Below are 14815 nucleotides of genomic sequence, written 5' to 3' on the forward strand. Positions count from 1 at the left end.
ACCTACACCCCGTTTGCCCATGCGCGGAAAGGCGCGGCTGACTTGCAAGATGTGAAAACTATCCGGAGATCTCCTGGGCGGTCTGCTTCGCAAACGGCGCCACTCCCATCAACGTCGCGGAACCGTCGCCGGTCCAGTTGCCGTATCCCACCAAGTGCAGATTCTCGACGGCGGGTTCGCGGCCGTTCATGATCTGACGGAAAGGCCCAAGGGCTGGCCGGAACCCGGTGCACCAGATCAGGTGGTCGTGGTCGAGCTCGTCAAGGCTGTGGAACATTGGGGTGGCGGAGAGCTCACCGTTGTTTCGAAGCTCGCGCAGGTGGGGCAGCGCCACGATGTCCCCGAGGTCCGGCCCCGCGCTGCCACCGAGGATCCGGCGGCGGCTACGCAGAAAAAGATCGCGGCCGTCCACCTCGTCCGGCATCCAGCGCGGCTCCTCACGCGTGAACCACGTGACCTCCGACGTGCCCATCAGGTCCGCGGCGATCTGCGCACCAGAGTTCGCCCCGCCGACCACCGCAACCTTCTTCCCGCGGAACGGCTCGGGCCCGGGGTAGGTAGCCGAGTGCCACTGCTTGCCGCGGAACGTGCCCGGGTAGTGGGGCACGAAAGGCGCGGACCACGTGCCCGTCGCGGCGACAAGATGATCCGCCGTGAACTCACCGGCGGACGTATCCAGATGGAACACCCCACCTTGGTGGGCGCCGTCGCTGACCTCTACAGGCCGTCTCACGGGCAGCTCGTAGCGTTTCTCGTAGCGCTCGAGGTAATCAATGACGTGACTCGCTGGCGGGTATCCCGGGTGAGGAGGCATAGGCCAACCAGGCAGATTGGAAAACCCCGCGGCCGAAAAGAGAGTTAGAGACGGCCACGTGTGCAGCCAAGCGCCACCTGGCTTTTCTTGGTTATCCAGGATGATGAAATCCACTTTGAAGCGCCGCAAGTAAAACGCGGTGGCAAGCCCGGACTGGCCACCGCCGACGACGATGGCAGTGTGGTGCTCAGCCAACGGAAGGCACCGCCCTAGGGTGCATCAGTCGCTTCATACCGGCGAGTGTAACCCGCGGCCCCCGCAAACGGCGAAACCCGCCGCGCCCGTGCGGGGCGAGGCGGGTGAGCCAAGGAATCGTCGAGAAGCTTAGCGAGCCTTCTCAATGATCTCGACGAGACGGAAGTGCTTGTCCTTGGACAGCGGGCGCGTCTCCTCGATGCGGACGAGGTCGCCGATGCCGGCGGTGTTCTCCTCGTCGTGTGCCTTCACGCGCTGCGTGGTACGCACGATCTTGCCGTACAGCGGGTGGGACTTACGGTCCTCAACCTCGACGACGATCGTCTTGTCCATCTTGTCGGACACGACGTATCCACGGCGGCGCTTCTGCAGGCCCTTCTCCTTCGGCTGAGCCTCGGTGTGCTTCGGGCCCTTGCCTGCGGTGTTGGTATCAGTCACGTTTGCCTCACTCATGATTAAGCCTCAGCTCCCGGAACGACGGACAGGCCGAGCTCGCGCTCGCGCAGCACCGTGTAGATGCGTGCGATGTCGCGCTTGACGGTGCCGATGCGGCGGTTGTTGGTCAGCTGGCCGGTGGCGAGCTGGAAGCGCAGGTTGAACAGCTCTTCCTTCGCCTCGTTCAGGCGGGCGGTCAGCTCCTCGTCGCTGAGCTCGCGGAACTCGGATGCGGGGGTACCGTTAGCCATTAGAACTGGTCCTCCTTCCGGACAATGCGGGTCTTGCAAGGAAGCTTCGCGCCAGCGCGGCGCAGCGCCTCGATGGCAACCTCTTCGTTCGGGTACGACATCTCGAACATGACGCGACCCGGCTTGACGTTAGCCACCCACTTCTCCACCGGGCCCTTACCGGAACCCATACGCACGCCGAGCGGCTTCTGGGTCAGGGGGCGATCCGGGAAGATGTTGATCCAGACCTTGCCACCACGCTTGACGTGGCGGTTGATCGCAATACGAGCGGACTCAATCTGGCGGTTGGTGATGTAGGCCGGCTCGAGAGCCTGCAGGCCGTAATCACCGAAGGTGACGGTGTTGCCGCCCTTGGACACGCCGGAACGACCCGGACGGTGCTGGCGGCGGTACTTCACGCGCTTAGGGATGAGCATGAATTAGCCCTCCTTCTTCTGCTCTGCGCGCTGGCGGCGCTGGCCGCCGCGGCGCGGGCGGCGGTCACGGTCGCCGCGGCCGCCGCGCTCGTTCTTCGGGGCGTTGAGCTCGGACTCGCGGACACCGCCGACGACATCGCCCTTGTAGATCCACACCTTGACGCCAATGACGCCGAAGGTGGTGTGTGCCTCTGCGGTGCCGTAATCAATCTCGGCGCGCAGGGTGTGCAGCGGAACGCGACCCTCGTGGTAGCGCTCAACACGCGACATCTCGGCGCCGCCGAGACGGCCGGAGGTCATGACCTTGATGCCCTTGACCTGCGGGTTACGCATTGCGGACTGGATCGCCTTACGCATGGCGCGACGGAACGCGACACGGTTGACCAGCTGCTCGGCGATGGACTGCGCAACCAGGGTGGCGTCTGCGTCGACGTTCTTCACCTCGAGGATGTTCAGCGCGACCATCTTGCCGGTGAGCTTCTCCAGCTCGCGGCGGATGCGGTCAGCCTCGGCGCCGCGGCGGCCGATCACGATGCCCGGGCGCGCGGTGTGGATGTCCACACGGACGCGGTCGCGGGTGCGCTCGATGACGATGTCGGAGATGCCTGCACGCTCAAGGTTCTTCTGCAGGTACTCGCGGATCTTGATGTCTTCGGCGACGTAATCAGCGTAGTTCTTGTCGGCGTACCAGTGGGACTTCCAGTCGGCGGTGATACCCAGGCGCAGGCCGTGCGGGTGAATCTTCTGGCCCATTAGTTGGCCCCTTCCTTGGACTCGACAACAACAGTGATGTGGGAGGTGCGCTTCCGGATCTGGAAGGCACGGCCCTGGGCGCGCGGCTGGTAGCGGCGCATCGTCGGGCCCTCGTTGGCGTAGCACTCGGCAATGACGAGCGTGCGCGGGTCCAGGCCAAAGTTGTTCTCGGCGTTTGCTGCCGCGGAAGCGACAACCTTCGCAACGTCCTTCGCGGCGTCCTGCGGCGCGTACTTCAGGATCGCGAGCGCCTCAGCCACGGACTTGCCGCGGACGAGTGCGAGCACGCGACGCGCCTTCATCGGCGAGACGCGGACGAACTTGGCCGTCGCGGATGCAGTGGTGATGGTGTCAGCCATTGCTTATCGACGTCCCTTCTCTTGCTTAACGTGACCCTTGAAGGTCTTGGTCGGTGCGAACTCGCCGAGCTTGTGGCCGACCATGGACTCATCGATGAACACCGGCACGTGCTTACGGCCGTCGTGAACGGCGAAGGTGTGGCCGATGAAGTCGGGGAGAATGGTCGAACGGCGCGACCAGGTCTTGATGACCTGCTTGGTGCCAGCTTCGTTCTGAGCGTCCACCTTGTTGAGGAGGTGCTCGTCGACGAACGGGCCCTTCTTCAGGCTGCGTGGCATGTCTTGTTACCTCCTCTTAGCGCTTCTTCGAGCGGCGGCGCCGCACGATCATGTTGTTGGAATAACGGTTCGGGTTGCGGGTGCGGCCTTCCTTCTGGCCCCACGGCGAGACCGGGTGGCGACCACCGGAAGTCTTGCCCTCACCACCACCGTGCGGGTGGTCAACCGGGTTCATAACCACACCACGCACGGTCGGGCGCCAGCCCTTCCAGCGCATGCGGCCGGCCTTACCCCAGCGGATGTTGATCTGGTCGGCGTTGCCAACCTCACCCACGGTGGCGCGGCAGCGAATGTCCACGCGGCGGATCTCAGAAGACGGCATACGCAGCACTGCGTAGTTGCCTTCCTTACCCAGCAGCTGGATGGACGTACCTGCGGAGCGGGCGAGCTTGGCGCCAGCGCCCGGCTTCAGCTCCACAGCGTGGATGGTGGTACCGGTCGGGATGTTGCGCAGCGGCAGGTTGTTGCCAACCTTGATGTCTGCGTTCGGACCCGACTCGACGATGGTGCCCTGCTTCAGGCCCTTCGGGGCGATGATGTAGCGCTTCTCGCCATCGGTGTAGTGCAGCAGCGCGATGTTCGCGGTGCGGTTCGGGTCGTACTCGATGTGCGCAACCTTGGCCGGCACGCCGTCCTTGTCGTTGCGGCGGAAGTCAATAACGCGGTACTGGCGCTTGTGGCCGCCGCCGCGGTGACGGGTGGTGATGTGGCCGTGAGAGTTGCGGCCGCCCTTCTTCGGGAGCGGGCGCACGAGCGACTTCTCCGGGGTCGAGCGAGTGATCTCCTCGAACTCGGAGACAGAGCTGGCACGGCGACCCGGAGTTGTCGGCTTGTACTTACGAATAGCCATAGTGGTTCCTTTTCTATCGTCTTCTTCGTCGTGCGATGGCGGTTACGCCGTCGCACCCCCGAAGATGTCGATGGAGTCGCTGCCCTCGCGGAGGGTGACGTAGGCGCGCTTGGTGTCCTTACGCTTGCCGTAACCGGTGCGGGAGCGCTTGCGCTTGCCCTCACGGTTGACGGTGTTCACCGAAGCAACGTCGACGCCGAAGATCTCCTCCACGGCAATCTTGATTTGGGTCTTGTTCGCGGACGGGTCCACGTAGAACGTGTACGTGTTCTGCTCCATCAGGCCGTAGCTCTTCTCGGAGAGCACCGGCGCAATGATGATGTCGCGCGGGTTAGCGATCTTAGCCATTTACTTCTCCTCCTCCGCAGCTGCAGCCACTACGTTGCCGCGGTTGATGAAGGTGTGCAGCGCCTCGACCGAGAACACGACATCGTCAGCGTTGAGGACGTCGTAGGCGTTGAGCTGTCCCGGCTCAATGACCTTCACGTTCGGCAGGTTCCGTGCGGAACGCTGGGAGTTCAGGTCATCACGGCCGATCACAAGCAACACCGACTTGCGGTCCGTGAGGCGCTCGATGAACGCGCGTGCGGACTTCGTGGACGGGGTCTGGCCCGGGACGAGGTCTTCAACCACGTGGATGCGGTCGTTCTGCGCGCGGTTGGTCAGGGCACCCGCGAGGGCTGCCTTGATCATTTTCTTGGGGGTGCGCTGCGCGTAGGAACGCGGCTGCGGACCGTGAACGGTGCCGCCGCCGGTGTAGTGCGGAGCGCGGATGGAACCCTGGCGAGCACGGCCGGTGCCCTTCTGGCGGAACGGCTTGCGGCCGCCGCCGGAGACCATGCCGCGGGTCTTCGTTGCGTGGGTGCCCTGGCGTGCGGCAGCGAGCTGCGCGTTCACAACCTGGTGCATCAGCGCGACGGAGGCCTCGCGGTCGAAGTACTCGGCCGGGAGTTCCACGGAGCCGTTGGTGGCCCCGTCTGCGGTCTGGACGTCAAGCGTCAGGTTCGTCATGCGTGAGCACCGCCCTTCACTGCGGTCTTGACGGTAACAACGGAACCCTTAACGCCCGGGATGGCACCCTTGATCAGGATGAGGTTGTTGTCGCCGTCGATGCGTTGAATCTTCAGGTTCTGGGTGGTCACACGGTTGCCGCCCATGCGGCCAGCCATGCGCTTGCCCTTGAACACGCGGGCAGGCGTTGCGGCGTTACCGATGGAACCCACGCGGCGGTGGGAGGCCTGGTTACCGTGCGCAGCACCCTGGCCGGCGAAGCCGTGGCGCTTCATGCCGCCGGCGTAACCCTTGCCCTTGGTGGTGCCCACGACGTCGACGTAGGTGTCGCCGTCGAAGATGGTCGCGTTGAACTCCTGGCCGACCTCGTACTCGGAGGTGTCGTCCATGCGGATCTCTGCGACGTGGCGACGCGGGTTCACGCCAGCCTTTTCAAAGTGGCCGGATTCCGGCTTGTTCACCTTACGGGGATCGATGTCGCCGTAAGCGATCTGGATGGCGGAGTAGCCATCGGTCTCAGGGGTACGGATCTGGGTGACCACGCACGGCCCAGCCTCGACGACGGTAACCGGGATAACGCGGTTGTCCTCGTCGAAGATCTGGGTCATGCCGAGCTTGGTGCCCAGAATGCCCTTGATCTGGTTGTCAGACATGTGTTGGTTCTCCACTACTTACGTTGGGGATTACTCGGTTACTGGATGTTCACGTCAACGCTGGCCGGCAGGTCGATGCGCATGAGCGCGTCAACCGTCTTCGGCGTCGGGTCGAGAATGTCGATGAGGCGCTTGTGCGTGCGCATCTCGAAGTGCTCGCGAGAATCCTTGTACTTGTGGGGAGAACGAATCACGGCGTACACGTTCTTCTGGGTTGGCAACGGCACCGGCCCAACGACGCGGGCACCCGTGCGGGTGACCGTCTCGACGATCTTCTTCGCGGATGCGTCAATCGCCTCGTGGTCGTAGGCCTTGAGCCTGATGCGGATCTTCTGTTCCGCCACGCTTACCTCTTCCTCGCATCCCCACGTTCTCCCTTTTCCTTTCCGCTCGTTTCGAACGGAGTGAGAAACGGGTCGAAGCGGTGGGGTTGTAGCTTCTAGTTTCTCTATAACGTTGTCCGGGCTGGGCCCATGGCTCAACGCCAGTGTCGTTTCATTGACTGTCATGACACTTCCGGAAGGTGAGTGGCCCGCAAACACACGGGCGTCAGTGCTTCCCAAAGATCGACGCGGGCAATTGCTTGTCGCCATCTTGGGTGTCAGACACGGGAAGGGTGCGTGACCCTCGCGTACTGCCGCTGTGTATTTGCCATGGCCCTTCACCGGCTCCCACCTTTCGGCGGGAAGAACTTCCGGTATGGAAGGTGTCATGTTTGCCTCACCACCGCCTACCCGGAGCGAACTCCGTAGCGGGCCATGTCAAGGCAACCCGACTATTAAAACACACAGGTCGGTGAAGAGCAAGATGCTTATCGACGAGTTCCTTTTCCAGCCTTCCCCCTCCCCTTTGTTGCAACTTGGTATCAACCCGTCTTCGACCCCGGCGGATCCATCGACGAAATGTGTACGCTGGACACCTAGACCGTGCGTGCCCCGGAGAAGACCGGGGTGCGGTCGAGACATTCAAACCCGAAAGGACCGTCATGGCCGAGAACAACTTCAACGAGACCAACGAGAACACCCCCACCCCGAACTCCACCTCCGTGGCAGTCGAGCCGGAGCAGGTTCGCCCGCGCAACGAGAACCTGGAGACGGATCACGGCACCACCGCTATCGACGACAACGTCGTGGGCAAGATTGCCGGCATCGCAGCCCGCGAGGTTTCCGGCGTGCACAACTTGGGTGGCGGCGCTGCCCGTATGTGGGGTGCGGTCCGCGACACCTTCACCAACTCGACCAACGTTCAGCAGGGTGTCAACGTTGCGGTGGACAACGGCCACGCTTCCGTCGCTGTTGCGATCATCGCTGAGTACGGCGTTGCTATCCACGAGCTCGCAAACGCCATCCGCGAGAACATCACCGTCGCCGTGACCCGCATGACCGGCCTGGTTGTGGACCGTGTTGACGTCACCGTGCACGACGTGCACCTGCCGGAGCAGGACAACTCGAACGAGCAGACCTTCGAGGAGCCGAACCAGAACTACCAGGCTCTGAACCAGCCTAACCAGCCGGTGAACCAGCAGCCGCTTCAGTAATCATGCCTATCTCCCCCGTCACCGCTGAGGTTGCGGAGGGCGTGCGCGACGCCGCGGTCGCCGTAGAGGGCGTGAAGACGCTCTACGGCGGACGCGTCGGCGAGATTGCGATGTACCTGCCCGGTCAGCGCATCGAGGGTCTGCGTGCCGTCGAGCGCGACGGGAAACAGGGTTACGAAATCCATTTCACCTTCGACGTCGAGTCAGGCCGGGACATCCCGTCTGTGGCGGAAGACGTGCGCAAGGCCGTCATGGACGCCGCAGATGTCGACTTTGTCGATGTCATCGCGGGCGACGCACAATAGCGGTAGCTGAGCAAGCTGCCTACGCCCCGCCCCAACCTCTAAAACACACGAAAACGTGGTTCTCACATGAATATCTTTGCTAACAAGGCGCTCGTCGGCGTCATCATCGGTGTCGTCGTGGCTTTCTTTGTCACCTTCGGCGGCTGGGCAGGCCTGCTGTGGTTGCTGCTGTTCACCATCGTCGGTGGTGTCGTAGGTGCCCAGCTTGACGGCCGCGTGGACCTTGCCACCTTGATCGGCGGCGGAAACGGCAGAGGCCGAGGCTAATGGATACCACCTTCTACCACGTCAGCGAACGCACCGTTGAGCGCGTGGCCGAGGTGGCGGCCTCGTCGGTCCCGGGGTGCGAGGACATTGACGCCAAACTCGCGGGCTTAGCCGGCCGCAGCTTCCCGCGCATCGACGTGCGCTTGGATCAGCTCACCGGCACCGCGAATATCGAGGCCGAGATCGCCTGCGCCTACCCGGCACCGATTGCCGCTATCACCGACGCTGTGCGCGCCACCATCATCGCCCACGTGCGAGCCTTAACCGGCGTGGATGTCGCACGAGTGAAGGTGACTGTGGCGAACGTCGAGGCGCTTGCCAGCGGTCGCCGTGTGACCTGGGACGAAGTGGCGCACCACGAGGTGTTTGTCATTCCGGTGCCCATTGAGGTCACGCCTACGCAGGTCGTGCACCCGCAGACCAAGGAGCGCGAGGAGCTCACGCCTGTCAAGGTCAGCTCGAACATCGATGAGATGCGCGATGTGGTCACCCCGGCCCCGCCGGAAGTCGAACACATTGAAACTCCTGCGCCCGTTCTTGTTGCCAGCGTCGCAACACCGGAGCCGGTGGAGGTGGAGACCGAGATTTTCGCGCCCCCGCCGCCTGCTGCATACTCGCCGGAGGTTCCCGCACCGCGGCCACTTACTGAGGTGCACACGTACCCCACAGAGGCCCGCGTACCATTCCCACCCGCCCCGGCCACCCCGTGGTCACCGACGTACCGGATCGCAGCAGTGCACTCCCCCTACGTGCCGCCGCAGGGGCCGCTCACACCGGTGGAGGTGCGAAACCCGGTCCGCGCAGAGCAGGTTTCGCTGCCCCTGCGCCCACCGATGCGCGAGGTGTCAATCAACCGCCCGCCGCAGCGGCCTGTCGAGGTGCGTTCCGAGTGGCGTCCAGCGCACATTGCCCCGCCACCGCCAACCCCGGTGTACGTGCCAAGTGCGCCTGCACCGCAGCCGTTGAAGGAAATCAGGATCGAACCGGTGGTGAAGTACTATGACCGCACCCGCTAACGCGCAAGTTGCGCCAGAAGGCGTGCACCAACCTGTCGGCCCGCACCCGGGCGATGAACCGTTGGGCAACCCAGGGTCGCGATGGGTATCGGTGATCACCAGCATCGTGCTCCTCGCGCTTGCTGGCGTTGCTGGGCGCGACCTCTGGTACCACTACTACCGGGACGAAGACCCGGGCCAGTCTTGGACCGGACAAGCCCTGGACTTCCTCGGCTCGTTTGTTTCCGATGTAACGGCGGTGATCATCGCCGTGGTCCTAGCCCTTGTGGGGTTGTGGCTACTCGTGCTCGCGTTCAAGCCACGCCCCCGCACTCACGTGCGCGTCCACTCCCCCGTGTCCATTTGGACCCGGCCCGTGGACATTGCGCGAAAGGCTACGGACGCCACGCGACGCGACACTGGAATGGACCATGTCCGGTCCAAGGCAAACCGCAAGAAGGTAAGCGTTGAGGTCACCGACGACGGCAGTGGCTCGCAGTTGCAGGAGCGCGTCACGCGCTCGCTGAACAACGAGTTCAAGGGCCTCGCAACGCCGCCCGCCGTGGCCGTGAAGGTGCTGCCGAACCAGAACACACAAACCCCCGCGCCTCAGGACCGTACGACCGCAACTCAGCAGGCGGCCCAGCTGGACACCGCCCCGGCACAGCCCGAGGAGCAGGTGGTGGTCACCGAAACCACCACGACAACCACAACCGCGCCCGTGAAGGATGAGCAGCGATGACCAAGACGATGTCGTTTTTCAACCGCCTGATCACCTTCCTCGTCGCGGTGCTGTGCATTCTCCTGGCGTTGGTACCCATTGCTGAGTACTGGGAAATCCCGTACTTGAGCGACGGGGTGCGCCAGCTCAACCGCAGTCAACTGAGCGACGTGCCGTATGAAAACTGGTTTATCAACGCCCTCATCGGCGCGACGATCGCTCTAGGCATCCTTGGCCTATGGGTACTCCTGGCGAACATCCGCTCGCGCGCGTTTTCTAACCGCGAGATCATGCCAGCGGACCCGGAGCACGGCGAGACGCTGATCAACGTGCAGCGTGTATCTGACGCGGCGTGCGACATGCTCAAAGGCGTCGACGAGGTGCACAACGCAACCAGCCGCGTAGCAATGGTGGGCCAGCGGCCGACCTCCACGTTCACCATCACAGCGAACCCCTCCTACCCCTTGGAGGACATCGTGCGGGTCGTTGAAGCAGCCGACCAAGACTTCCGCATGGCAAACCACACTATGGAGATCGACACGGTGTGGAAGCTACAGCTCGATAGGGTTCCCGCTTAAACCTCGACGAGCAGTACGCGCTCTACAGGCCCCAGCACCAGCGGCTCGCCGCCGCCGGCTGGGGCCACTTTCATGTGCGCACCCACCTCAATGCGCTCCCATGCGATTGTGGTCGCCTCGACTTCCCGGCGGCGCTGCTCCCACAGACGGACCCGTTGGCCGATGAGCGCCCTGCGGCCGCCCTCCAACTGCACGAGCCAGCGGGCGTTCCCCACATCAACGCGTTTCAAGCTGTTAATGGAAGGTGCCGTTTCCTCATCTACACGCGCCACCAGTGTGACGACGCCTAAGCGGTGCTGCACGCCTTCCTCGTCAGTGAGCACCAAAGGGCGCCCCGGGCCGGCGGGTCTCATGGATTCGTAGCGCCAGATGCTCGGCATGCTGCCCGGGTTCGAGGCACTGCGCACCACCACCATGCTGTCCGGCGTGAGTGTGACCAACAGCGCAGGGGATGCGGTGGTGATGAGGATGGGGGTGGCCAACGGAGCGTCGATAAGCGAAGGATGCTCCTGACGCACCTTCGCGAGCAATTCAAGCAACTCCTCTTCCGTGCTCCCCCACGTCAGCCCCCTGTTGTGCAGCATGCCGATGAAGGCAGGCAGCGTGAGGTCGGGCTGGCCCTCCCAGGCATCTTGGAGGGCGCGGATTATGCCCGGGATGCGGGTGGGGTCGTTATCGTGCACGACACAAAAGCTTAGCAACGGCAAAAGCCGCCTCCCCTTGTGGAGAAGCGGCCTCTTACGCGGTTCGGGCTAGGCGCCCAAGCTCGGACTTTGATTACTCGACGATCTTGGTAACGCGGCCAGCGCCGACGGTGCGGGAGCCCTCGCGGATAGCGAAGCGCAGGCCCTCGTCCATAGCGACCGGCTGGATCAGCTCGACGGACATCTCAACGTTGTCGCCCGGCATGACCATCTCGGTGCCCTCCGGCAGCTTCACAACACCGGTCACGTCGGTGGTGCGGAAGTAGAACTGCGGACGGTAGTTGTCGAAGAACGGGGTGTGGCGGCCACCCTCGTCCTTGGACAGGACGTAGACGGAGCCCTCGAACTTGGTGTGCGGGGTGTAAGCGCCCGGGTGGATGACAACCTGGCCACGCTCAACGTCCTCGCGCTTCAGACCACGGAGCAGCAGAGCGGCGTTGTCGCCGGCCTCAGCGGTGTCGAGAAGCTTGTTGAACATCTCGATGGAGGTAACGGTGGTCTTCTGGGACTTCTCGCGGATACCGATGATCTCGACCTCGTCGTTGAGGTTGAGCACACCGCGCTCCACACGACCGGTAACCACGGTACCGCGACCGGAAATGGTGAAGATGTCCTCGATCGGCATCAGGAACGGCTTGTCGGTCTCGCGCTCCGGGTCCGGGATAGCGTCGTCGCAGGCCTGCATGAGGTCCAGCACGGACTGAACCCACTTCTCATCGCCCTCAAGAGCCTTCAGAGCGGAGATGTGAACGATCGGAGCGTCCTCGTCGTAGTCCTGCTCAGCCAGCAGCTCGCGGACCTCCATCTCGACGAGCTCGATGATCTCCTCATCGTCAACCATGTCGCACTTGTTCAGCGCAACAAGGATGTACGGAACGCCGACCTGGCGAGCGAGCAGCACGTGCTCACGGGTCTGCGGCATCGGGCCGTCGGTAGCAGCCACAACGAGGATGGCGCCGTCCATCTGAGCCGCACCGGTGATCATGTTCTTGATGTAGTCGGCGTGGCCCGGGGCGTCCACGTGAGCGTAGTGGCGCTTCGGGGTGTTGTACTCCACGTGGGAGATGTTGATGGTGATGCCGCGCTCGCGCTCCTCCGGAGCCTTATCGATGGAGTCGAAGGCGAAGGCCTTGTTCTCCTCCGGGTAAGCGTCAGCCAGCACCTTGGTGATAGCGGCAGTGGTGGTGGTCTTGCCGTGGTCGACGTGACCGATGGTGCCGATGTTCACGTGCGGCTTAGAGCGCTCGAACTTTTCCTTAGACAAGGTATGTCCTCCTGGACTTCAGGTGGCTACGCGCTTGTCGCAACCACGTCGATTTACATTTGCCCCAAACGTCATACCCTACTGGGCTTACGTAGGGGGCCATTTCACAATGTGCCAGTTACAAGATCCTAGATATCTAAGAGCCGTTTTTCAAACCGGCCGATCCTTGAAATACCGGATCAACGAGAGGGTAACGGCCGGCTGAAACTGCGGTTCTTCCCGCAACTTCAGCCCGGCCCCTACCCTCCGGGGCCGCTGGCACGCGGCCCCTAGGGCAAAGGCCTATTTGTTGCCGTTGCGCTCGTCGATGATCTCCTGCGCCACGGACTGCGGAACCTCAGCGTAGGAGTCGAACACCATGGTGAAGTTCGCGCGGCCGGCGGTGGAAGAACGCAGGTCGCCGATGTAGCCGAACATCTCGGACAGCGGCACCTTCGCCTTGACCACCTTCGCGCCGGAGCGGTCCTCCATTGCGTACACCTGGCCACGGCGGGAGCTGATGTCGCCGTTGACCGTACCCATGTACTCCTCCGGAGTCACGACCTCGACGGCCATGACCGGCTCGAGCAGGACGGGCTTCGCCTTGGCGACGGCCTCCTTGAGCACCTGGGAGCCGGCGAGCTTGAACGCCATCTCGGAGGAGTCGACGTCGTGGTACGCGCCGTCCTCGAGGGTGGCCTTGATGTTCACCAGCGGGTAGCCGGCGAGGTAGCCGTACTGCATAGCGTCCTGGATACCTGCGTCGACCGACGGGATGTACTCCTTCGGCACGCGACCACCGGTGACGGCGTTCTCGAACTTGTAGGTTGCGGATTCGCCTTCTTCCAGCTCCTCCGGCTCAGGGTTGTACGGCTCGATGGTGCAGATGACCTTCGCGAACTGGCCCGAACCACCGGTCTGCTTCTTGTGGGTGTAGTCCAGAGACTCGACCTTCTTGCGGATGGTCTCGCGGTACGCAACCTGCGGGGAACCGATGTTCGCCTCAACCTTGAATTCGCGCTTCATGCGGTCCACCAGCACGTCGAGGTGCAGCTCGCCCATGCCGCCGATAACGGTCTGGCCAGTCTCCTCGTCCAGCTGGACGGTGAAGGTCGGGTCCTCTTCCGCCAGCTTCTGGATAGCGGTACCCAGCTTCTCCTGGTCGGCCTTGGTCTTCGGCTCGATGGCCACCTGAATAACCGGATCCGGGAAGTCCATGGACTCCAGGATGATCGGGTGATCCGGGTTGCACAGGGTATCACCGGTGGTGGTTTCCTTCAGACCGATGAACGCGTAGATGTTACCGGCGTCAGCGTGCTCGACCGGGTTCTCCTTGTTCGCGTGCATCTGGAAGAGCTTGCCCACGCGCTCCTTCTTGGACTTCGTGGAGTTGAGCATCTGCTCGCCCGGGATGGCCTGGCCGGAGTAGACGCGCACGTAGGTGAGCTTGCCGAAGAACGGGTGCACCGCAATCTTGAACGCCAGCGCGGAGAACGGCTCCTCGACGCTCGGCTTACGGGTCAGCTTCTCATCGCCGTCGACCGAGGTGCCGTGCACCTCGCCGATGTCCAGCGGGTTCGGCAGGTAGTCGACGATGGCGTCCAGGATCGGCTCGACGCCCTTGTTGCGGTACGCGGTACCGCAGAACACCGGGTAGATCTCGGAGTTCACGGTCATCTTGCGGATGGCGCCCTTGATCTCTTCCTTCGTCAGCTCCTCGCCGCCGAAGTACTTCTCCATAAGCTCCTCGTCGGACTCAGCGACCGTCTCGAGCAGCTTCTCGCGGTACTCGTCCGCGAGCTCCTGCAGGTCCGCCGGGATCTCCTCGATCTGCGGCGGAGTGCCGGTTTCGACACGGCCCGGCCACAGGAGTGCCTTCATCTCGATGAGGTCGATCACGCCGTCGAAGTCGTCCTCAGCGCCGATCGGAACCTGCATGACCAACGGCTTCGCGCCGAGGCGGTCGACGATGGTGCCGACGGTGTAGAAGAAGTCGGCGCCCAGCTTGTCCATCTTGTTGACGAAGCAGATGCGCGGCACGTCGTACTTCGCGGCCTGGCGCCACACCTGCTCGGACTGCGGCTCCACACCTTCCTTGCCGTCGAAGACGGCGACGGCGCCATCGAGCACGCGGAGGGAGCGCTCGACCTCAACGGTGAAGTCGACGTGGCCCGGGGTGTCGATGATGTTGATCTGGTTGCCCTCCCAGAAGCAGGTCACCGCGGCGGAGGTAATGGTGATGCCGCGCTCCTTCTCCTGCTCCATCCAGTCGGTGGTCGCGCCACCGTCGTGGGTCTCGCCCACCTTGCGGTTGATACCCGTGTAGAACAGGATGCGCTCGGTGGTGGTGGTCTTACCAGCATCGATGTGGGCCATGATGCCGATGTTGCGGACCTTGTTCAGGTCCTTAAGCACTTCTTGTGCCACGTTTAATACCCCAACTTTGTAG

21 protein-coding genes are annotated in these 14815 nt (G+C 63.3%); 6 read left to right on the plus strand and 15 right to left on the minus strand.

What is annotated here, in order from left to right:
* Positions 1-58: 58 nt before the first annotated feature.
* The 12 genes from HWX32_RS09200 to rpsJ form a co-directional block, all read right to left on the minus strand.
* Positions 59-1009, minus strand: coding sequence for an NAD(P)-binding domain-containing protein (locus tag HWX32_RS09200; protein WP_175935627.1), 951 nt, complete (start codon positions 1007-1009; stop codon positions 59-61).
* A 129-nt stretch (positions 1010-1138) separates the two neighbouring features.
* Positions 1139-1462, minus strand: a complete 324-nt coding sequence (gene rpsQ / locus HWX32_RS09205; RefSeq protein ID WP_075466408.1) for a 30S ribosomal protein S17 — start codon at positions 1460-1462, stop codon at positions 1139-1141.
* Between the two features lie 2 nt (positions 1463-1464).
* Positions 1465-1695, minus strand: coding sequence for a 50S ribosomal protein L29 (gene rpmC / locus HWX32_RS09210; RefSeq protein ID WP_175935628.1), 231 nt, complete (start codon positions 1693-1695; stop codon positions 1465-1467).
* A complete protein-coding gene (rplP, locus tag HWX32_RS09215) occupies positions 1695-2111 on the minus strand; it encodes a 50S ribosomal protein L16 (RefSeq protein ID WP_175935629.1) in 417 nt (138 codons plus the stop codon). Before rplP ends, rpmC begins: the two co-directional genes overlap by 1 nt.
* Positions 2112-2114: 3 nt before the next feature.
* On the minus strand, positions 2115-2864 hold the full coding sequence (gene rpsC, locus HWX32_RS09220) for a 30S ribosomal protein S3 (RefSeq protein ID WP_075466414.1): 750 nt from the start codon (positions 2862-2864) through the stop codon (positions 2115-2117).
* Positions 2864-3223, minus strand: a complete 360-nt coding sequence (gene rplV, locus HWX32_RS09225) for a 50S ribosomal protein L22 (RefSeq protein WP_075466416.1) — start codon at positions 3221-3223, stop codon at positions 2864-2866. Before rplV ends, rpsC begins: the two co-directional genes overlap by 1 nt.
* Before the next feature lie 3 nt (positions 3224-3226).
* On the minus strand, positions 3227-3502 hold the full coding sequence (gene rpsS, locus HWX32_RS09230; RefSeq protein WP_075466418.1) for a 30S ribosomal protein S19: 276 nt from the start codon (positions 3500-3502) through the stop codon (positions 3227-3229).
* A 16-nt stretch (positions 3503-3518) separates the two neighbouring features.
* The gene (rplB, locus tag HWX32_RS09235; protein ID WP_075466420.1) at positions 3519-4352 is read right to left on the minus strand and encodes a 50S ribosomal protein L2; all 834 of its coding nucleotides are present in this window, start codon (positions 4350-4352) and stop codon (positions 3519-3521) included.
* Between the two features lie 42 nt (positions 4353-4394).
* Complete coding sequence (rplW, locus tag HWX32_RS09240) at positions 4395-4700, minus strand: 50S ribosomal protein L23 (RefSeq protein WP_075466422.1); 306 nt, start codon at positions 4698-4700, stop codon at positions 4395-4397.
* A complete protein-coding gene (gene rplD / locus HWX32_RS09245; RefSeq protein ID WP_075466424.1) occupies positions 4701-5363 on the minus strand; it encodes a 50S ribosomal protein L4 in 663 nt (220 codons plus the stop codon).
* Positions 5360-6016, minus strand: a complete 657-nt coding sequence (gene rplC / locus HWX32_RS09250; protein WP_075466426.1) for a 50S ribosomal protein L3 — start codon at positions 6014-6016, stop codon at positions 5360-5362. Before rplC ends, rplD begins: the two co-directional genes overlap by 4 nt.
* Positions 6017-6054: 38 nt before the next feature.
* On the minus strand, positions 6055-6360 hold the full coding sequence (gene rpsJ, locus HWX32_RS09255; protein WP_075466428.1) for a 30S ribosomal protein S10: 306 nt from the start codon (positions 6358-6360) through the stop codon (positions 6055-6057).
* Positions 6361-7001: 641 nt separating this feature from the next.
* Between rpsJ and HWX32_RS09260 the strand changes: the two genes are divergently transcribed.
* The 6 genes from HWX32_RS09260 (at position 7002) to HWX32_RS09285 (ending at position 10419) form a co-directional block, all read left to right on the plus strand.
* Entirely contained in the window at positions 7002-7553 is a 552-nt protein-coding gene (locus HWX32_RS09260; RefSeq protein WP_175935630.1) for an Asp23/Gls24 family envelope stress response protein, read from the plus strand.
* A gap of 2 nt (positions 7554-7555) precedes the next feature.
* Complete coding sequence (locus HWX32_RS09265; protein ID WP_075466430.1) at positions 7556-7858, plus strand: hypothetical protein; 303 nt, start codon at positions 7556-7558, stop codon at positions 7856-7858.
* 66 nt (positions 7859-7924) lie between these two features.
* A complete protein-coding gene (locus HWX32_RS09270) occupies positions 7925-8125 on the plus strand; it encodes a hypothetical protein (protein WP_075466432.1) in 201 nt (66 codons plus the stop codon).
* Positions 8125-9141, plus strand: a complete 1017-nt coding sequence (locus HWX32_RS09275; protein ID WP_175935631.1) for an Asp23/Gls24 family envelope stress response protein — start codon at positions 8125-8127, stop codon at positions 9139-9141. The genes HWX32_RS09270 and HWX32_RS09275 overlap by 1 nt, the downstream gene beginning before the upstream one ends.
* Positions 9125-9862, plus strand: a complete 738-nt coding sequence (locus tag HWX32_RS09280) for a DUF6286 domain-containing protein (protein WP_175935632.1) — start codon at positions 9125-9127, stop codon at positions 9860-9862. The genes HWX32_RS09275 and HWX32_RS09280 overlap by 17 nt, the downstream gene beginning before the upstream one ends.
* The gene (locus HWX32_RS09285; RefSeq protein ID WP_175935633.1) at positions 9859-10419 is read left to right on the plus strand and encodes a hypothetical protein; all 561 of its coding nucleotides are present in this window, start codon (positions 9859-9861) and stop codon (positions 10417-10419) included. The genes HWX32_RS09280 and HWX32_RS09285 overlap by 4 nt, the downstream gene beginning before the upstream one ends.
* Here the strand turns inward: HWX32_RS09285 and HWX32_RS09290 are convergent.
* The 3 genes from HWX32_RS09290 to fusA form a co-directional block, all read right to left on the minus strand.
* On the minus strand, positions 10416-11102 hold the full coding sequence (locus HWX32_RS09290) for a hypothetical protein (protein ID WP_175935634.1): 687 nt from the start codon (positions 11100-11102) through the stop codon (positions 10416-10418). The two genes, HWX32_RS09285 and HWX32_RS09290, sit on opposite strands and share 4 nt — an antisense overlap.
* Positions 11103-11196: 94 nt before the next feature.
* Positions 11197-12387, minus strand: coding sequence for an elongation factor Tu (gene tuf, locus HWX32_RS09295; RefSeq protein WP_075466442.1), 1191 nt, complete (start codon positions 12385-12387; stop codon positions 11197-11199).
* Positions 12388-12669: 282 nt separating this feature from the next.
* A complete protein-coding gene (gene fusA / locus HWX32_RS09300) occupies positions 12670-14793 on the minus strand; it encodes an elongation factor G (protein WP_175935635.1) in 2124 nt (707 codons plus the stop codon).
* Between the last annotated feature and the right edge of the window lie 22 nt (positions 14794-14815).

Source organism: Corynebacterium sp. Marseille-P4321 (assembly GCF_903645305.1).
In the GTDB taxonomy this organism is placed as follows: Bacteria; Actinomycetota; Actinomycetes; order Mycobacteriales; family Mycobacteriaceae; genus Corynebacterium.